At 74.1% G+C, this 16,280-nt stretch carries 13 protein-coding genes; 9 read left to right on the forward strand and 4 right to left on the reverse strand.

The genetic code is table 11. The features are described from left to right. Positions 1 to 320: 320 nt before the first annotated feature. Entirely contained in the window at positions 321 to 821 is a 501-nt protein-coding gene (locus ACLJTM_RS08095; RefSeq protein ID WP_411102738.1) for a hypothetical protein, read from the forward strand. Between the two features lie 34 nt (positions 822 to 855). On the opposite strand, the gene kstD is transcribed toward ACLJTM_RS08095, so the two are convergent. Both kstD and ACLJTM_RS08105 read right to left on the reverse strand, forming a co-directional pair. Then, positions 856 to 2,655 (reverse strand): 3-oxosteroid 1-dehydrogenase, encoded by a 1,800-nt coding sequence (kstD, locus tag ACLJTM_RS08100; protein WP_411102739.1) that lies wholly within the window; start codon positions 2,653 to 2,655, stop codon positions 856 to 858. Between the two features lie 225 nt (positions 2,656 to 2,880). Beyond that, a complete protein-coding gene (locus ACLJTM_RS08105; protein ID WP_411102740.1) occupies positions 2,881 to 4,005 on the reverse strand; it encodes an aminoglycoside phosphotransferase family protein in 1,125 nt (374 codons plus the stop codon). A gap of 229 nt (positions 4,006 to 4,234) precedes the next feature. Here ACLJTM_RS08105 and ACLJTM_RS08110 point away from each other — a divergent pair, with 229 nt between their 5' ends. After that, positions 4,235 to 5,731: a hypothetical protein gene (locus tag ACLJTM_RS08110; protein WP_411102741.1), complete on the forward strand. Its 1,497-nt coding sequence runs from the start codon at positions 4,235 to 4,237 to the stop codon at positions 5,729 to 5,731. A 241-nt stretch (positions 5,732 to 5,972) separates the two neighbouring features. Here ACLJTM_RS08110 and ACLJTM_RS08115 read toward each other — a convergent pair whose 3' ends face one another. Continuing rightward, complete coding sequence (locus ACLJTM_RS08115) at positions 5,973 to 7,397, reverse strand: PP2C family protein-serine/threonine phosphatase (RefSeq protein ID WP_411102742.1); 1,425 nt, start codon at positions 7,395 to 7,397, stop codon at positions 5,973 to 5,975. A gap of 896 nt (positions 7,398 to 8,293) precedes the next feature. Between ACLJTM_RS08115 and ACLJTM_RS08120 the strand changes: the two genes are divergently transcribed. Continuing rightward, a complete protein-coding gene (locus tag ACLJTM_RS08120) occupies positions 8,294 to 9,760 on the forward strand; it encodes a helix-turn-helix domain-containing protein (protein WP_411102743.1) in 1,467 nt (488 codons plus the stop codon). 62 nt (positions 9,761 to 9,822) lie between these two features. After that, positions 9,823 to 11,772, forward strand: coding sequence for an APC family permease (locus ACLJTM_RS08125; protein WP_411102744.1), 1,950 nt, complete (start codon positions 9,823 to 9,825; stop codon positions 11,770 to 11,772). Here the strand turns inward: ACLJTM_RS08125 and ACLJTM_RS08130 are convergent. Next, positions 11,681 to 13,048 carry a helix-turn-helix domain-containing protein gene (locus tag ACLJTM_RS08130; protein ID WP_411102745.1) on the reverse strand — a complete coding sequence of 456 codons (1,368 nt, stop codon included), beginning with the start codon at positions 13,046 to 13,048 and terminating at the stop codon, positions 11,681 to 11,683. The genes ACLJTM_RS08125 and ACLJTM_RS08130 overlap by 92 nt on opposite strands. A gap of 171 nt (positions 13,049 to 13,219) precedes the next feature. Between ACLJTM_RS08130 and ACLJTM_RS08135 the strand changes: the two genes are divergently transcribed. From ACLJTM_RS08135 to ACLJTM_RS08155, 5 genes are all read left to right on the forward strand, one after another. After that, positions 13,220 to 13,870, forward strand: a complete 651-nt coding sequence (locus tag ACLJTM_RS08135; RefSeq protein WP_411102746.1) for a DUF6461 domain-containing protein — start codon at positions 13,220 to 13,222, stop codon at positions 13,868 to 13,870. A gap of 241 nt (positions 13,871 to 14,111) precedes the next feature. Further along, a complete protein-coding gene (locus tag ACLJTM_RS08140) occupies positions 14,112 to 14,528 on the forward strand; it encodes a hypothetical protein (RefSeq protein WP_411102747.1) in 417 nt (138 codons plus the stop codon). Next, the gene (locus ACLJTM_RS08145) at positions 14,525 to 15,316 is read left to right on the forward strand and encodes a transcriptional regulator (RefSeq protein ID WP_411102748.1); all 792 of its coding nucleotides are present in this window, start codon (positions 14,525 to 14,527) and stop codon (positions 15,314 to 15,316) included. The genes ACLJTM_RS08140 and ACLJTM_RS08145 overlap by 4 nt, the downstream gene beginning before the upstream one ends. 71 nt (positions 15,317 to 15,387) lie before the next feature. After that, positions 15,388 to 15,807 carry a roadblock/LC7 domain-containing protein gene (locus ACLJTM_RS08150; protein WP_411102749.1) on the forward strand — a complete coding sequence of 140 codons (420 nt, stop codon included), beginning with the start codon at positions 15,388 to 15,390 and terminating at the stop codon, positions 15,805 to 15,807. 77 nt (positions 15,808 to 15,884) lie between these two features. Then, positions 15,885 to 16,259, forward strand: a complete 375-nt coding sequence (locus ACLJTM_RS08155; RefSeq protein WP_411102750.1) for a hypothetical protein — start codon at positions 15,885 to 15,887, stop codon at positions 16,257 to 16,259. Positions 16,260 to 16,280 lie beyond the last annotated feature (21 nt).

Here is a 16,280-nt window from a genome sequence, read left to right on the forward strand (position 1 = left end):
GGGCACACCGGCGGCCGCGGGCGTCGCGGCCTCCCCACCGGGAGGCCGCCCGAGCGGGTCCGGCCCGCTCCGGCGCGGCCGCTCCGGCGGACGCCGGGCCGGGGCGCACATCCGGCCCCCCGTCGACCCGGGCCCTTCGGCGGTCCGGCCGGCCCGCGGCCGCCCCGATCCGCGCCCGGTCGGCCCGCACGGGCCGCCCCGGCATGCTCCGCGGCGCCGGCGGGACCGTACGGCGACGGCAGGGGGGACGGCAGGCGGGACGGCGGCCGGATCAGGGGCCCCGGGCCGGAAAACTTCACCCGGACACGTACCATGGCGGCATGTCCTTCCTCCGCCGCCACCGCGCCGCCACACCCGCCGGCCCGGACTTCGACGTCCTGGCCATGGACCCGGGGGACTGGCCGGGCAATCTCGGGGCCGGGCTGCTACCCGCCCCCGACGGCAGCTGCCAGGGTGTCTTCCTCCGCTACGACCTGTTCGGCGGACGCGGCCCCGCGATGATCATCGGGAACCTCCCCGAGGGCTCCCCCGCCCGGGACCTCTCGGAAGGACAGGTCCCCTTCGAGGTGGCCCAGCTCCTCGACGCCCTCGAGAACGACGAGGACGTCGAGGTCACCGGTGTCGAGGACTGCCCCGTCATGCAGGGCGACAACCTCCTCATCGTGCGGAAGGTCAAGCTCTCGGAGTCCCGCATCTCCTGCGTCCAGTTCGACCGCAGCGACAACGTGCTGGTCACCATCGCCAGCTGGGACCGCCCCATCACCGACGACCTCTACGCCCTCCTGAAGCCGCTCCCCGCCGAGCTCTTCCAGCAGGGCTAGCAGCAGGGCCGGCGGCGCCGGCCGCGCCGCAGCCTCACCCGTCCGCGACGGCGTTCGCCGCGACGTAGCCGAACGTCATCGCGGGACCGATCGTCGACCCCGCCCCCGCATAGCTGTGGCCCATCACCGCCGCGCTCGCGTTCCCGGCCGCGTACAGCCCCGGAATCACCGATCCGTCCGGCCGCAGCGCCCGGGCCCGCGCGTCCGTGACGATGCCGCCCTTGGTCCCCAGGTCCCCCGGCACGATCTTGAACGCGTGGAACGGCGGAGCCCAGACCGGGGCCAGGCACGAGTTCGGGTGCACGCCCGGGTCCGTGTAGTAGTGGTCGTAGGCCGTGTCGCCCCGGTGGAAGTCGGCGTCCGTCCCGTTCCAGGCCTGCGCGTTGAACCGGTTGAGCGTGGCGCGCAGCGCCCCCGCCGGCACCCCGATCTGCCCGGCCAGCGCGTCCCAGGTCCACGCCTTCTTCGCCGCGCCGGACTCGTACCAGGCGTCGGGGAAGAGAAACGTCGGCAGGATGTCCTTGAACAGGTACTTGTTGCGGTAGTTCTGATCGACGATCAGCCACGCCGGGATGTGCGAACCGGGTGCCCCCCGGTCCTTCTCGTACATCACGTGCACCACATCGCTGTACGGGGCGGCCTCGTTGACGAAACGGGCCCCGTTCCGGTTGACGATGAGGCCGCCCGGCAGGGTCCGTTCGGCGAGGCAGAAGTACGGCTCCCCGGGCAGTGGGATCGAGGGCCCCCACCACGCGTCCTCCATCAGCGCCAGCGCCGCCCCGGCCCGCTGGCCGGCCCGGATCCCGTCGCCGGTGTTCTCCTTCGCCCCCACCGACCACTGGGTGCCGACCGGCTGCTGCTGGTACTGCGCCCGCATCTGCGCATGGTGCTCGAATCCGCCCGAGCCGACGATCACCCCACGCCGGGCCCGTACGGTGCCCCGTACGCCCTCCTTCTCCACCACCACCCCGGTGACCGCGCCGCCCTCCTGGACCAGGTCCACCAGCGGGCTGTTCAGCCACACCGGAACCCCCGCCCGCTGCAGGCCCGCCCGGAGCCCCGCCGCCAGGGACTGGCCCATGGTCAGCGGCTTCTCCCCGCGCAGGGCGGCCTTCGTGCCGCGGGCCAGGCACTCGGTGGACACGGCCAGCCCCTTGGCGTTCACCGCTGCCAGGTTCAGCCACTTGTAGTCCTGGCTGAACACCACCATCCCCGCCGGGACCGGCAGGTACGCCGGGTTCAGCCGGGCCAGTTCGGCTCCCAGGATGTTGCCGTCGATCTGGTCCGGCTCGATGGAGCGGCCGTTCGGCAGCCCGCCCGGCAGGTCGGGGTAGTAGTCGCTGTACCCCTCCATGAAACGGAACCTCAGCGGGCTGTTGGCCATGACGAAGTCCAGCATCCGCGGACCGTTGGCGAGGAACGCCGCCTGCCGGTCGGCGGGCACGTCGGGGCCGACCACGGCCGCGAGGTAGGCGGCCGCCTTCTGCGGGGTGTCCGGCACGCCCGCGGCGAGGATCACCGAGTTGTTGGGAAGCCAGATCCCGGCCCCGGAACGCGCGGCCGACCCCCCGAACGTGGGGGCCTTCTCGACCACCAGGACGCTCAGCCCCCGCCGGGCGGCGGTGAGGGCGGCAGTCATCCCGGCGGCTCCGGACCCGACCACGACGACGTCGTACTCGCCGAGCGGGGGCCCGTCCAGGGCGCTGTCGGCCCGTGCCGCGGCCGACGGCAGCACGGCTGCCGCGAGCACCCCGGCTCCGGTCCCGGCCAGGACCGTCCTGCGGGTCGGGCGCGCGGAGGGGGAACTGCTGGACGATGCGGGGCTTGCGGTCATGGGCAGGCTCCAGCGGAGAGGGAGGAGGGGGGCGGTACCAGCATGCTGATGCTGCGTCAGAAAAATGTTCGGGGGATCATGTGAAGTCAAGGCATACGCCCCGGACACCTCCCGGCACCTTTCCCGCCTCGCGCCCTCAGGCCGGCTGGCCGCGGACATCGCCGAGCCCCGGGCGGGTGACCCGGGGCTCGGCAACCATGGGGGTGGGGAATCAGGGGGAAGCGGTCAACGGGTGCCGACCGCCGCGCGGACCGCCCGGCGGGCCAGCCCGGCGTCGTCGTGCAGCCGGCGCAGCAGCAGCCGCTGCTCCTCGCCGCAGGACAGGGCGCCCGCGACGAGGGGCTGGGCGGGGGCCGTGGCGTGCATGGACCGCTGGACCGCAGTCTCCGACATCCGGATCTCCCGGGTCAGCACCAGCATCAGGTTGACCAGGAAGGCGTCCCGGGCGGCCGGGCCGGCCGCCTGGGCGAGGCGGCTGATCTGGCTGCGGGCGGCGGGGGCATCACCGAGCACCGTCCACAGGGTGGCCAGGTCGTAGCCGGGCAGGTACCAGCCCGCGTGCTCCCAGTCGAGCAGCACCGGACCGGCGGGGGACAGCAGCAGGTTCGACAGCAGTGCGTCACCGTGGTTGAACTGCAGCCCCGTCCCCGACATCCTGACGCCGTGCAGCAGCTTCTGCAGGTCGCCCAGGTCCCGGTCGGTCAGCAGGCCGAGCTCGTAGTCGCGGACGATACGGCGCGAGTAGTTCAGCGGAGTGCCGAACAGCTCACCCGGCGGCTGCCACTGGTTGACGCGGCAGACCGCGCCCAGGGCCGCCCGCAGGTCGACCCGCGGAGGAGCCTCGACCGGGTGCCGCTGCAGAGCCGCCACCCGGCCCGCCATCCGCTCGACCACCAGCGTGCAGTTCTCCGGGTCGGCGGCGATCAGCCGCGGCACCCGGACCGGCGGGCGGTGCCGGACGAACGCCCGGTATGCCGCTATTTCGTGCCGGTACCGCTCGCGCCACTCGGGCGAGTGGTCCAGTAAAACCTTCGCGACGGCGGTCGTCCGCCCGGTCGTTCCCACGAGGAGGACCGAGCGGCCGCTGCGCCGCAGCACCTGGACCGGGGCGAACTCCGGACAGATCCGCTGCACCGAGGCGAGCGCGGTACGCAGCTGCGCCCCCTGCGGGCCGGAGAGGTCGATCCGCCCGCTGAGCGGCTGCGATCCGGTCCCCGGCAGCCGCCGGGCCCGGACGGCGCCCTGCGCCGGCGCCGCGGGACGGCCCGGTTCGAGGTAGGGGCCGCCGCCGGCCTGGAGCGTGCGGTGGGGTCGGACCGGGGCGGACACGGAGGACGTTGCTGCGTACATGGCGTTACGGATCCCTTCGTGCGCCGACGAGTTCGTACGCCGCCCCGCCGGATCCCGTGCTTCACCCTGGGGAGTTCCGCCGGTGACCGGGTCGGGGAGGCGCATTCCTACCTGACACCCGGCCGCGGGTGGCGGACCATCGAGCGTGCCCTGGCGAAGCCTGGCGAATAGTCGCTGGGCATCTGACGGGGGGCTACTGTCAAGTCAGCCGAGAACCTGGGGGCTTGACGTGAGCAAAGGTCCAAACACCCGCCTGAACGACCTGTTCGGCCTGGCCGGCTGGTCGAAGGGCGAACTGGCGAGGATGGTGAACCGGCAGGCGGCGGCCATGGGCCACCACCAACTGGCCACCGACACCTCGCGGGTGAGGCGCTGGATCGACATGGGGGAGACCCCCCGCGAACCGGTGCCCACGGTACTGGCAGCACTGTTCACCGAGCGGCTCGGTCGTGTCGTGACCATCGAGGACCTCGGGTTCGTACGGCAGCGGCGCACCTCCAGACGGCAGCCGGACGGGGTGAAGGAGAACCCCGACGGAGTGCCCTGGGCGCCCGAACGCACGGCCGCGGTCCTCACCGAATTCACGGGAATGGACCTCATGCTCAACCGTCGCGGTCTGATGAGCGCGGGCGCCGTGCTCACCGCCGGCTCCGCCCTCAGCAACGCCATGTACGACTGGCTGCACACCGATCCCACCCGCTCCGGGGCCGCCCAGGGCCCGGGGGACTCCTTCCAGGCCGACCCGGCCGCCTACGACCGCTACGAGGCCGCCCCGATCGGCTCCCAGGAGATCGAGGCCCTGGAGCGTTCCGTGGAGGTCTTCCGGGCCTGGGACGCCTCCAGAGGCGGCGGACTCCAGCGCAAGGCCGTCGTCGGCCAGCTCAACGAGGTGGGCGGCATGCTCGCCTACCACCACCCGGACCACTTGCAGCGGCGGCTGTGGGGGGTGGCGGCGAACCTGGCGGTGCTGGCGGGCTGGATGTCCCACGACGTGGGGCTCGAACCGACGGCCCAGAAGTACTTCGTGATCGCCGCGCACGCGGCCCGCGAAGGCGGCGACCGGCCGCGCGCCGGCGAGGCACTGTCCCGGGCCGCCCGTCAGATGGTCCACCTCGGCAAACCGCACGAGGCCCTGGACCTGATGAAGCTGGCCAAGTCAGGGTCCGGGGAGCAGACCCTGCCGCGCACCCGCGCCATGCTGCACACCATCGAGGCCTGGGCGCAGGCGGCGATGGGCAAGGGCCAGGCCATGCGCCGCACCCTGGGCGAGGCGGAGGAGCTGTTCGTCTCCGACAAGGGCGACGTACCGCCGCCGAGCTGGATGCAGCACTTCGACGAGGCGGACCTGCACGGCATGCAGGCGCTGGCCTACCGGACGCTCGCCGACCACGAGGCCGCTGCGGCCCCGGTGGCCGCACGCCACGCCAAGGAGGCGCTCCGGCTGCGCGGTGACGGCTACCAGCGTTCGCAGATCTTCGACTACATCTCGATGGCCTCCGCCTGCTTCATCGCCGACGACCCGGAACAGGCGGACCGGTACGCCCGTCTCGCGCTGGTGTCGATGAACGAGACCTCCTCGCACCGGACCTGGGACCGGCTGCGCGAGATGTACCGGCTGACGGGTCAGTACGCCGGCTACGCACGGATCGAGGACCTCCGCGAGGAGATCGAACGGGCCCTCCCCGACAGCCCGGCCCCGCGCGGGGTGCGCGTCGGCAAGGCGTAGCCCCACTCGGCAAGCCACAGCCCCGCGCGCCGGCCGCGGGCCGCCCGCCCCGGCGGGAGACCGGGACATGCACTCTCCGGTGGGAGGCGGGGACATGCACTCTCCGGTGGGAGGCGGGGACATGCACTCTCCGGTGGGAGGCGGGGACACGCACTCCCCGGTGGGAGACGGGGTCCGCGCGGAGACGAGAAAGGCCGCGCCCGTCGGCGCGGCCACGAAGCCCCTGCGTGGGTGCGCCGGGTCAGCCGCCCACCCGGGCGACGAGCACACAGGCGTCGTCCTCGCGCCGGTTGTCCCCGAATTCCTGAATGACCAGCCGCACGCAGTCCTGAGCCGACCGCGCCGCGGAGAACCGCGAGGCCAGCGACAGGAGCCGCTCGGTGCCGTCGGTACGGCTGAACTCGATGCTGCGCGGGGTCAGTCCGTCGGTGCTCAGCACGAGCACGTCCCCCGGCTCAAGGTGCTCCTCGGCCTGTCCGTACGCCGCCCCGGAGGTCGCACCGAGCAGGACTCCCTCGGGCGGTACCAGGGAGCGGCCCGTTCCGCGGCGGAAGAGGAGCGGGGCGGGGTGTCCGGCCTGCGCCCAGGACAGCACCCGGCGTGCGGGGTCGTAGCAGCAGCACACGGCGGAGCCGAGCGCGGGCTGGACGGAGGTTTCGAGGAGTTGGTTGAGCCAGCCCATCAGGGGGCCCGGTTCGATGCCCGCCATGGCCATGCCCCGCAAGGCGCCCAGCATCATCGCCATGCCCGAGGTGGCGGTCACCCCGTGCCCGGTGAGGTCGCCGACGGTCAGCATCGAGCGTCCGTCGGGGAGTTCGAGTGCGTCGTACCAGTCGCCGCCGATCAGGGCGCTGGTCGCCGAGGGCATGTAGTGGGCGGCCACGTCGAGGCTGCCCGCGCTGCCGCTCGGGAACTGCAGGGAGCCGCGCCACGGGGGGAGCACGGCTTCCTGCAGCTCGACCGCCAACCGGTGCTCGGTCTGCGCGATCTCCCGCCGGCGCTGCAGCGAGTCCTGGGACTCGCGCACCGCCCGCTGGCTTCGGCGCAGCTCGCTCACGTCGCGCAGCACGGCCCACATCGAGGCGGTGCAGCCGTCGGAGTCGATCACCGGTTCGCCCCTCATGTGCAGCGTCCGGACGCGGCCGTCGGCCCGGACGATGCGGAACTCGCCGTCTATCGGCCGTCCGTCCACCAGGCAGGCGGTGACCCACGCGGTGAGCAGCGGCTGGTCCTCGGAGAAGAGGGTGGAGCCCAGTTCGTCGAGGGGCAGCGCGCCCGACTCGGGCGAGCGGCCGAAGATCTGGAAGAGTTCGTCGGACCAGGTGACCTCGTCGGTCAGCAGGTTCCATTCGGCGCTGCCGACCCGGGTCCGGTGGTCCTCGGGCTCCGGTTCGGGGGCCGCCTGCGGCGCCTCGATGAGCTCGGGGGCGGGCGGCAAACCCTCCTTGAGCTGGCCGAGGTGCTGGCCGAGGTCGTCGAGGTGGTGGACGGCGAGGTCACACAGTGCGCGCTGCCAGCGGCCCTGGGCGTCGTCGTCGTCCACCACGGTGTCACGGCGGACGGCGTCCACCTCGCCGCGGAGGCGCCGGGTCTGCGAGATCAGCGCGTCCACCGATCCCGGCTCGGGCGGCTGCGCGGGACGGTCCGCGAACAGGTGGGACGGCATGAGAACTCCGATACAGGCGCGGCACGGCCAAGTCTGGCGGATGGAGCCGGTATTGACTGTTGCACAGGCGGCGACGGCGTGTAAGACGTTTGGCAACATCCGCAACGGCCTTGCGGCCGGCATATGCCCGAGGCCTCCCGGCGCCGTCTGCTGCGTGCGAACGATTCCGGTCACCGCTGCGTCCGCCCCTCCGGCGACGGTGCGCGGGCCCGTCCCCGGCCACCCCCGCCCACGCAGGGACGTCCGTGCCGAGGGGCCTGCCGGGCGGTCCCCGCCGGGCCCCGCTGCCTGCCGGCGGCGGCTTGATTGCGGCCCCGCGGTCCGGGCCGGTCGATCACGCGGACGACCGTGCGAGACGGGAACACCACCCCTGCGGGAGGGCGGCCGGGTCAGACAACCTGCCCGAGCGTTCCCCCGAACGGAGGACCCCGCCCCGGCGCGGGAGGTCGACGCACCGGCGGCGAGGCGGACCGGCGGCCGGGCGGGACGGCGGCGAGGCGGGACGGCAGCGAGGCGGACCGGCGGCCGGGCGGAACGGCGGCGAGGCGGGACGGTGAGGGGCTCGCGCCGGGACCGTGCCGCCTCGGGGCGGTACGGGCGGAGCGGCCGGTCCCCGGTGCTTCCCCCGTGAGCACCGGGGACCGGCCGCCCACGGGCAAACCTAGGCGGCCACCGGCCCGTTCGCAGGATTCGGTGTGCCCAGTGGCGGTGCGCGGGGGGTTTCCCCGCGCACAGTGGGTGCCGGATGATGGAACGCGGCGGCCCCCGCCCCCCGCCCGCACCCGGAGGAGCGTCCCATCCAACCTCGTCCCGCCCTGCCACCGCCCCAGGACTGGTCGCGTTCGGACGATGTCCTCAGGCTCCACCGGCTCGCCCACACCGGCGGGTCGGCGGCCGTGCTGGAGTGGCTCGCCGTCCGGCTGGGCGGCTGGACCGGGGTGCTGGACACCGTCGAGGCGCGCGGTCCCGGACTCGCCGTCCGGGCGGCCGCGGAGATGGCCGCCCGGAGGGCCCGGTCGGCCGTCCTGCACGACGGCGGTTCGGTGGCGCTGCTCTTCGCGTTGGAGGACGGCCGCGCCCTGGCCGCCGTACTGCAGCGGCAGCACCATCCCGGCGCGGCGGCCCTGCTGGCGGATGCGGCCGTCCCGCTGGCCCTGGTGCTGCGCGCGGAGGAGGCCGGCCGGCGTGAGGAGCGGGCCGAGCTCGCCGAGTCCCGGGCCCGCGAGGCAGTGCTGCACCTCCTCATGAACGGCAGGATCTCGACCGCCCACCAGATCGCCGGGGCCCTCGGCCCCCCGCTGCCCGAGCCCATGAGGATGTACGTCGTCGAGTGCCGGCCCGGGAGCCGCGCCGAGGTGACCCGGCTGTGCGAGGAGCTGACGGGCGGCCAGGCCTGGATCGTGCGCTGCCCGGTGTACGTGCGCCACCTCATCGTCTTCGTCCCGGCGGGCCCCGTGGCGGCCGCCGACCACGACCCGCTCGCGGCGGCGCTGGTGGACGCGGCCCGCGACTGCACGGTGGGGGTCAGCGGAGAACGGTTCCTGCGCGAGGCCCCGGACGCCTACGGCCAGGCCTTCCACGCCCTGGCCGTCGCCCGGGGGCGGGACGAGCGGCACGCCCGCTTCGGGCCGGGGCCCGAACTGGCGCTGGCCGCCCACGATGCGGCGGCGGGCTGGGCGCAGACCGTGCTCGCGCCCCTGCACGGCTACGAGCCCCGGCGCCTGCAGGACCCGGGCGCGCAGGAGCTGCGCGCCACCGCTCACGCCTGGTTGAACTTCACCTCGCACGCGACCCGGCTGCTGAAGATCCACCGCAATACGCTGGCCGGGAGGCTGCGGCTGATCGAGGAGGTGCTCGGGCTGGACCTGACGCGCCTGCCGGACCAGGCGGCGCTCTCGCTCGCGCTGCGGCTGACCCCGGGTGCGGCGCGGCCGGGCGCGGGGGCGGGCTCCGAGCCGACCCCGCCGCCGGAGACGCCGCCGGAGCGGGGCCCGGACCCGCGCCCGGCCGGGGGTCCGGCCGCCGCAGCCGGGGCGGCTGCCCTGCTCACCGCGCCGCCGCCGGACCTTAAGGCCGCCCTCGACGACGTCCTGCGCGATCCGCGGCTGACGGCCTGGGCACGTACCCATCTGGGCCCGCTGGCCGGAGCCGGGGCTCCGCCGGGCGCCCGCACCACCCTCCGCACCTGGCTGGACCACGACGCCCAACTCGTCCCGACGGCCGCCGCGCTGGGCATCTCGGTGCCCGGCGCCCGGAAGCGGCTGACGCGCATCGAGGCCGTGCTGGAACGCTCCCTGCTCCAGTGCCCGAGCACCCGCCACGACCTCTGGCTGGCGTACCGGGCGGAGGAACTCGCCGGATGACACAGGCGACGAAAGGGGCAATGGACCGCAAGACGGGCTGAATCATGCACGATCATGCCCCAATGAGGCGTATCAATGCGAAACGCGTACTGGTCGGTGAACCCCTCGACACCGCGCGCCTGGGCGAGACCCTGCTGCCCAAACGGCTCGCCCTGCCGATCTTCTGCAGCGACCCGCTCTCCTCCGTGGCCTATGCCACCGAGGAGATCCTGCTGATCCTCGCCCTCGGCGGCGTCGCCCTACTGCACCTCACCTGGTACGCGGCCGCCGCCATCGTCTTCCTCCTGGTGGTGGTCATCGCCTCGTACCGGCAGACCTGCCACGCCTACCCCGGCGGCGGCGGCGCCTACGTCGTCAGCTGCGAGAACCTCGGGCCCACCGCCGCCCTCACCGCGGCCAGCGCCCTCCTCGTCGACTACGTCATGACCGTCGCGGTCTCCGTCGTCTCCGGGGTCTCCGCCATCACGTCCGCCATTCCCGCGCTCAGCGACCACGAGGTGGTCCTGTCGGTCGGCTTCGTCGTCCTGCTGACCCTGATGAACCTGCGCGGCGTCCGCGAATCGGGCCGCATCTTCGCGATCCCCACCTACGGGTTCGTCCTCGTCATCTACCTCATGTTCGCCTGCGCCGCGGTCCGGCTCGCGACGGGCGACACCATCCGCGCGGAGTCGGCCGACCTGCCCATCACCGCGGAAGGCTCCTACGCCGGCTTCGCCCTCGTCCTGCTCACCATGCGCGCCTTCGCCTCCGGCTGTACCGCCCTGACCGGCGTCGAGGCGATCAGCAACGGCGTGCCCGCCTTCCAGAAGCCCAAGGCGAAGAACGCCGCCACCACCCTCGCGGCGATGGGGGTGCTCTCGGTGACCATGTTCGCCGGCATCACCGCCCTCGCCATGTCCTACCAGGTGCACGTCGCCGAGGACCCCACCGAACTCGGCCTGGCCCCCGGCACGCCGATGTCCACTGCGCTGGCCCAGATCGGCCGCGCCACCTTCGGCAGCTGGCACATCCTCTTCTACCTGCTTCAAGCGGTCACCGCCGGCGTGCTGATCCTCGCCGCGAACACCGCCTTCAACGGCTTCCCGATGCTCGCCTCGATCCTGGCCAAGGACCGCTACGCCCCCCGGCAGCTCTTCAACCGGGGCGACCGCCTCGTCTACTCCAACGGAGTCGTGCTCCTCGCCCTCGCCGCCATCGCCCTGATCGTCGCCTTCGACGCCCAGCTGACCCGCCTCATCCAGCTCTACATCATCGGCGTCTTCGTCTCCTTCACCCTCTCCCAGGCGGGCATGGTCCGGCACTGGCGCAAGGAGCTCGCCGCCCCGGCGACCCCGCCCGAGGAGCGCGTGCACATCCACCGCCGCCTGGCCATCAACGCCGTCGGCGCCACCCTGACCGCGCTGGTCCTGGTCATCGTCCTGATCACCAAGTTCACGCACGGGGCCTGGCTGGTCGTCATCGCCATGCCGCTGCTCTTCCTGGGGATGAAGGGGGTACGCCGCCACTACGACCAGGTGGCCCGGCAGGTCGCCGTCCCCCCGGGCGCCACGCCGCGCAAGCCCGCCCGCCACCACGTCCTGGTCCTGGTCGCCTCCATGCACGCCCCCACCCTGCAGGCCCTCGGCTACGCACTGGGCCTGCGGGCCGACACCCTGACGGCCGTCACCGTCGCCGCGGACGAGGCGGACGCGGCCCGGCTGCGCGAGGAGTGGGCCGCGCACGACCCGGGGCTGCCGCTGAAGATCCTGCACTCGCCCTACCGGGAGGTGGTGGGCCCGGTCCTGGCCCACGTCCAGGAGCTGGCCGCCGACACCTCGACGGACATGCTGTCCGTGGTGATCCCCGAGTACGTCGTGGGCCACTGGTGGGAGCAGCCCCTGCACAACCAGAACGCGCTGCGGCTCAAGGCCCGGCTGCTGTTCACGCCCGGGGTCGCGGTGATCGACGTGCCGTACCGGCTGGAGTCGGCGAAGGCCGCGCAGGCGCGGCAGCGGGAAGCGGACCGGACGTAGCGCGGCTCGCCGGTCCGCGCCCCGGTCCGCGCCCCGGACCGGCCGGGAGCGGCAGGGCGCCCGGCGCGCCCGCCTGCTGGACGACCGCGGCGTGCGCCAGCGCCAGTTCCACCACCTGCGCCGGGTCGGCCAGGGTGCGGCCGGTCAACTGTTCCAGGCGCCGCAGCCGGTTGGAGACGGTGTTGCGGTGGCAGTGCAGCAGTCCGGCCGCCCGGGTCGTCGAGCCCTGGCAGGCGAGCCAGGTCCCGAGCGTGGTCAGCAGCACCCGGCAGTCCTCCGCGGGCAGCGCCAGGACCGGACCCAGGACCACCTCCCGCAGCCGGGCGGCCAGTTCGGCCTGCGCGGCGACGAGCGCCTCGGGCAGGTGCTCGTCGAGCAGGGCCGTGCCGGCGCCTCCCGCCGGACCCGGCGCCGGGCCTGCCGCGCGGCCTGCCGCGGAGCCTGGTGCGGTGCGCAGTGCGAGGGCGGCCAGCCTGCGGGCCCGCGCCAGCTCGCCGGGTGCCTCCACGACCGGGCTCACCCCGGCCCGGACCCCCAGCGGAGCGAGGAGTTCCCGTACGGACTCCAGCGGATGGTGACCCAGCTCCACCAGGCCGGTCTCCCCGTCGGCCCGGATCCGCCACAGCACGCGCAGCGCCGGGCCGGGACCGGCGGGGACCGGCCCGGCCGGCAGCGGGGGACCGCCCGCGGCCACCAGGACCACCGCGAACCGGCCCCGCTCGGGCAGCCCCAGCTGCGCCGCGGCCTCCGAGGCAGTGGGGCCGTCCGCCTCGGCCGTCCCGTCGAACAGGGCGTCCAGCAGGGCGGCGCGGCGCTCCCGGTCGCGCTCCCCGCGCAGGCCCTCCACCTGCCGGTAGGCCTCGGCCACGGCGTCCGTCATCTCGTCCAGCACGTCCCATAGGGCGTTCGCGCCCGGCAGCAGCCGGGGCAGCGCCGCCCGGTCGTGCACGGCGACGGCCTCGGTGAGGACGTGCCAGAGCAGCCGCCCGCCGTCCCGGTAGGCCCGCAGCAGCGAGGCGAGCGGCAGCCCCTGGCCGGCCCGGAGCGTCCCGGTGGCCCGCGCGTCGGAGAGGTCGACGGGCAGCCCGCGCAGGCGCCGGAGCAGGCTTTCGACGGCCTGGCGGAGGTGGTGGTGGACCCGCTCGCGCAGTTCGGCCCGGCCGAGCAGAGCGGCGTACGCGGGGTCCTCGGCCAGCGTCCGGTCGGCGAGCCGGTCCGCCGCCAGGGCGATCCGGCGGTCCAGGTCCTCGCGTATCTCCTCGATGATCCGCTCCATGACGGGCAGCCTGACACGGCGGAGGAGCCGGTGGGGAGGGCCCGGACGCTGCACATCCGCAACCGCGCCGAAGGGGCTCGTTCAGGTGCGGGTCGGGCGACTGAGCCCGGAGCGCCCCGCGCACTGGCTAGGGTGCCGGTGCGGGGAGCACCGACATCGCGGGGGGAGACCGTGGGGGAGACCGTGGGGGAAGCAGGGGTCGCCGGGACCGCGGAGGACGGCGCGGGCGGCGGCATCCGCTGGCTGGCGGACTGGGACGGCTGGTTCGTGGGCCTGACCTTCGCCCGGGGCATCGACCCGGGCGAACTGGCCCTGCGGCTGGGCGCGGTCCCCGGTGTCGACCCCGGGCCGCTGGGCGCCCTGGACGCGTGGAGCATGGTGACGGAGACGGTGGACGGGGACGGCGTCGCCCGCGTCGGCAGCTGGGGCGGCTGGTCCTTCGCCGTCGAGCACGGGCTGCCCGCCGGGGCGCAGCGGCTCGCCGAGGTTTCCCGGGGCGGGGCGGAGGCCGTCCACCTCGACCCGCAGCCGGACCACCCGCCCAAGCAGTTCGCGTACGCCCGGGACGGCGAACTGGTCTGCTGCTTCGCACTCGGAGAGGAGTGCTGGCGCGGCGGCCACCAGCCGGACTTCCTGCTGCCGGAGCTGATGGCGGCGGGGATCCTCGGCCCGGACGGCGCCGGACCCGGCCCCGAGGACGCACCGTACGGCCTCCACGACCGGGACACGCTGGCCGTCCTGGAGCGGCGCTTCGGCCTGTCCCTGCCCCGCCGGCTGATCCAGGACGCGGCGCTGCCCGCCTTCGTGACGTGCACCCGGTAGGGCGTCCTGGGGCTCAGGGCGCGGCCAGGACCCGGAGTGGACCGATCCGGGCGCTCAGTGACCGCTTTTTTGCCTACATGATCAAAAGGCGACGCGTTCCGGCCAAGGTGTCACGTGCTGACCCGCATGTTCCAGCGGAAAATGCCAGAACACCCTTCCGCAGTCCGGAACTTGAGTAGGTTCCCTCCTGTCGCGCCGTACGACCGTGCACCCTGCACGTCCGGCCGGGAGGGGAGCCCGAGTGCCCGGGATCGACGAATGCCTGCTCGAAGCCATGGCCCTGCCCGGTGCGCGGGGGGCCGCGCTGGTCGACTGGAGCAGCGGACTGGCCCTCGGTACCGCCGGGGACTCGCCCGTGGGCGACCACGAGACGACCGCGGCCGAGACCGCCGAGCTGGCCCGGGCCGCCGCCGAGTACGAGTCCTTCGCCCCGGCGGGGGACGGGCCGTCCGCCGCCGGGACCGGGCAGGGCGAGGCAGGACCGCCCGTCGAGGACCTGATCGTCACCACCCGCACCGGCTACCACGTGCTCCGCTTCGTCGAGACGAGCTTCGACAGCAGCGTCTTCCTCCACCTGTGGCTCGACCGGGCCGAGGGAAACCTCGCCCTCGCCCGGCACAGACTCCGCACACTGGCCGAAGGGCTGGTGCTCAGATGACCCTCCCGGTCACCGCCCCGGCGGCCTCCGTCGCCGTCTCCCCCCTCCTCACACGGCTCGCCGCCGAACGCGCCACCGGCGCCCTGTTACGCGACCGCGGCACCCTCTTCCTGGAGGACGGCCGCATCGTGCACGCCGAGAGCCCGGCCACCCCCGGTCTCGACGTACTCCTCACCACCGGCGGCGGCCTCGCCCCCGAACGCTGGCGCGAGGCCGTGGACCGGGCCGGCGCCCGCCGCCAGGTCGCCCGCTTCCTCGTGGACAGCGGCGGGCTCTCCGGCGGCGAACTGGAGATATGCCACCTCGCCGCCATATTCGACGCCGCCTTCTTCGCCCTCTCCCCGGGCAGCGGGCCCTCCCGCTTCCGCCGCGGGGCCACCCACTGGATCGGCTCGGTCCGCTCGGTCCCGGCCGCCGCCGTCGAACGGGAGACCCGGCGCCGCCGCGAACTCCTCGACGCGGTCTGGCCCTATCCGCTGCTGGACACCGCGCCCGTCGTCCCCCGGGCAGCCGCCCCCGGCCAGACCGTCACCGCCCGCCAGCGCCTGCTGCTGGTCCGGGCCGACGGCAGGCGCACCCCCGCGGACCTGGCCTGGGTGCTGGGCAGACCGGCCTTCCACACCCTGCTCGACGTACGGCGCCTTGCGGCGGCCGGACTGGTCGAGACCCCGCACACGCCGGTCCCGGTGCCGGCCGCGAACCCCCTGCCCGACTGGATGACCCAGGCCCAACCCCCGGACGTGGCGCTGCTCCGCCGGTTACGCGACGCACTGGAGGCAAGCCTGTGAGGCTCCCGCTGCGACCGGCCCTGCGTGCCGACCGCTCCGAGCGGAGGCAGCCCGAAAGGAGAAAGGCCGACATGAGCACGGTGCCCGCCGAGGCGGAGGCCGAGATACTCGCGGAGCTCCGCAGGCTGCGGGCCCGTGTCCCGCAGCTCACCGGCGCGCTCGCCGCCAGCTCCGACGGGCTGGTGCTCGCGCAGGACAGCGCCGCCACCGAGTCCGAGTCCGTCGCTGCGCTCACCGCGGCCGCCCTCGCGGTGGCCCAGCGGCTCAGCGACAGCACCGGCCAGGGCGGATTCCGCGAACTGCTGGTCCGCGGCGAACACGGCTACGTCGCCACCTACGCGGCGGGTGAGGCCGCCGTCCTCACCCTGATCGCGGAGCCGCGCCTGAACGTGGGACGGCTCCACCTGGAGGCGCGGCGGTCCAGCCTGCGCATCGCCGAACTCATCGAACACACCCTGGCGCGGCGCGGTCCCGCGGCGCCCCCGGGCTGACCACGACCACGACCCACCGCCGTGACCGGACCGGATCCGGCACACCCCACCAGTGAACAAAGGAAGAGGAACCTCTCATGGCCAACGTCGAAACCGCCCTCAAGGAAGCCACCACGACCATCGAGGGTGCGCTCGGCGCCGCCCTGGTCGACTACGGCAGCGGCATGGCCCTCGGCACCATCGGGGGCGGCAAGGACCTCGACCTCGCAGTCGCCGCGGCGGGCAACACGGACGTGGTCCGCGCCAAGGTGCGCACCATGGAGATGCTCGGGCTCAATGACGAGATCGAGGACATCCTGATCACCCTCGGCGGTCAGTACCACCTGATCCGGTTGCTGAAGGGGCGCGGGGCGGCGGGCTTCTTCCTGTACCTGGCGCTCGACAAGAAGCGCGCCAACCTCGCGATGGCCCGCCACCAGCTGAAGAAGATCGAGAACGAGCTGGAGGTCTGACCCCCGGTAACCCTTCCGGAG

This window comes from Streptomyces sp. cmx-4-9, assembly GCF_046548835.1.
GTDB lineage: Bacteria > Actinomycetota > Actinomycetes > Streptomycetales > Streptomycetaceae > Streptomyces.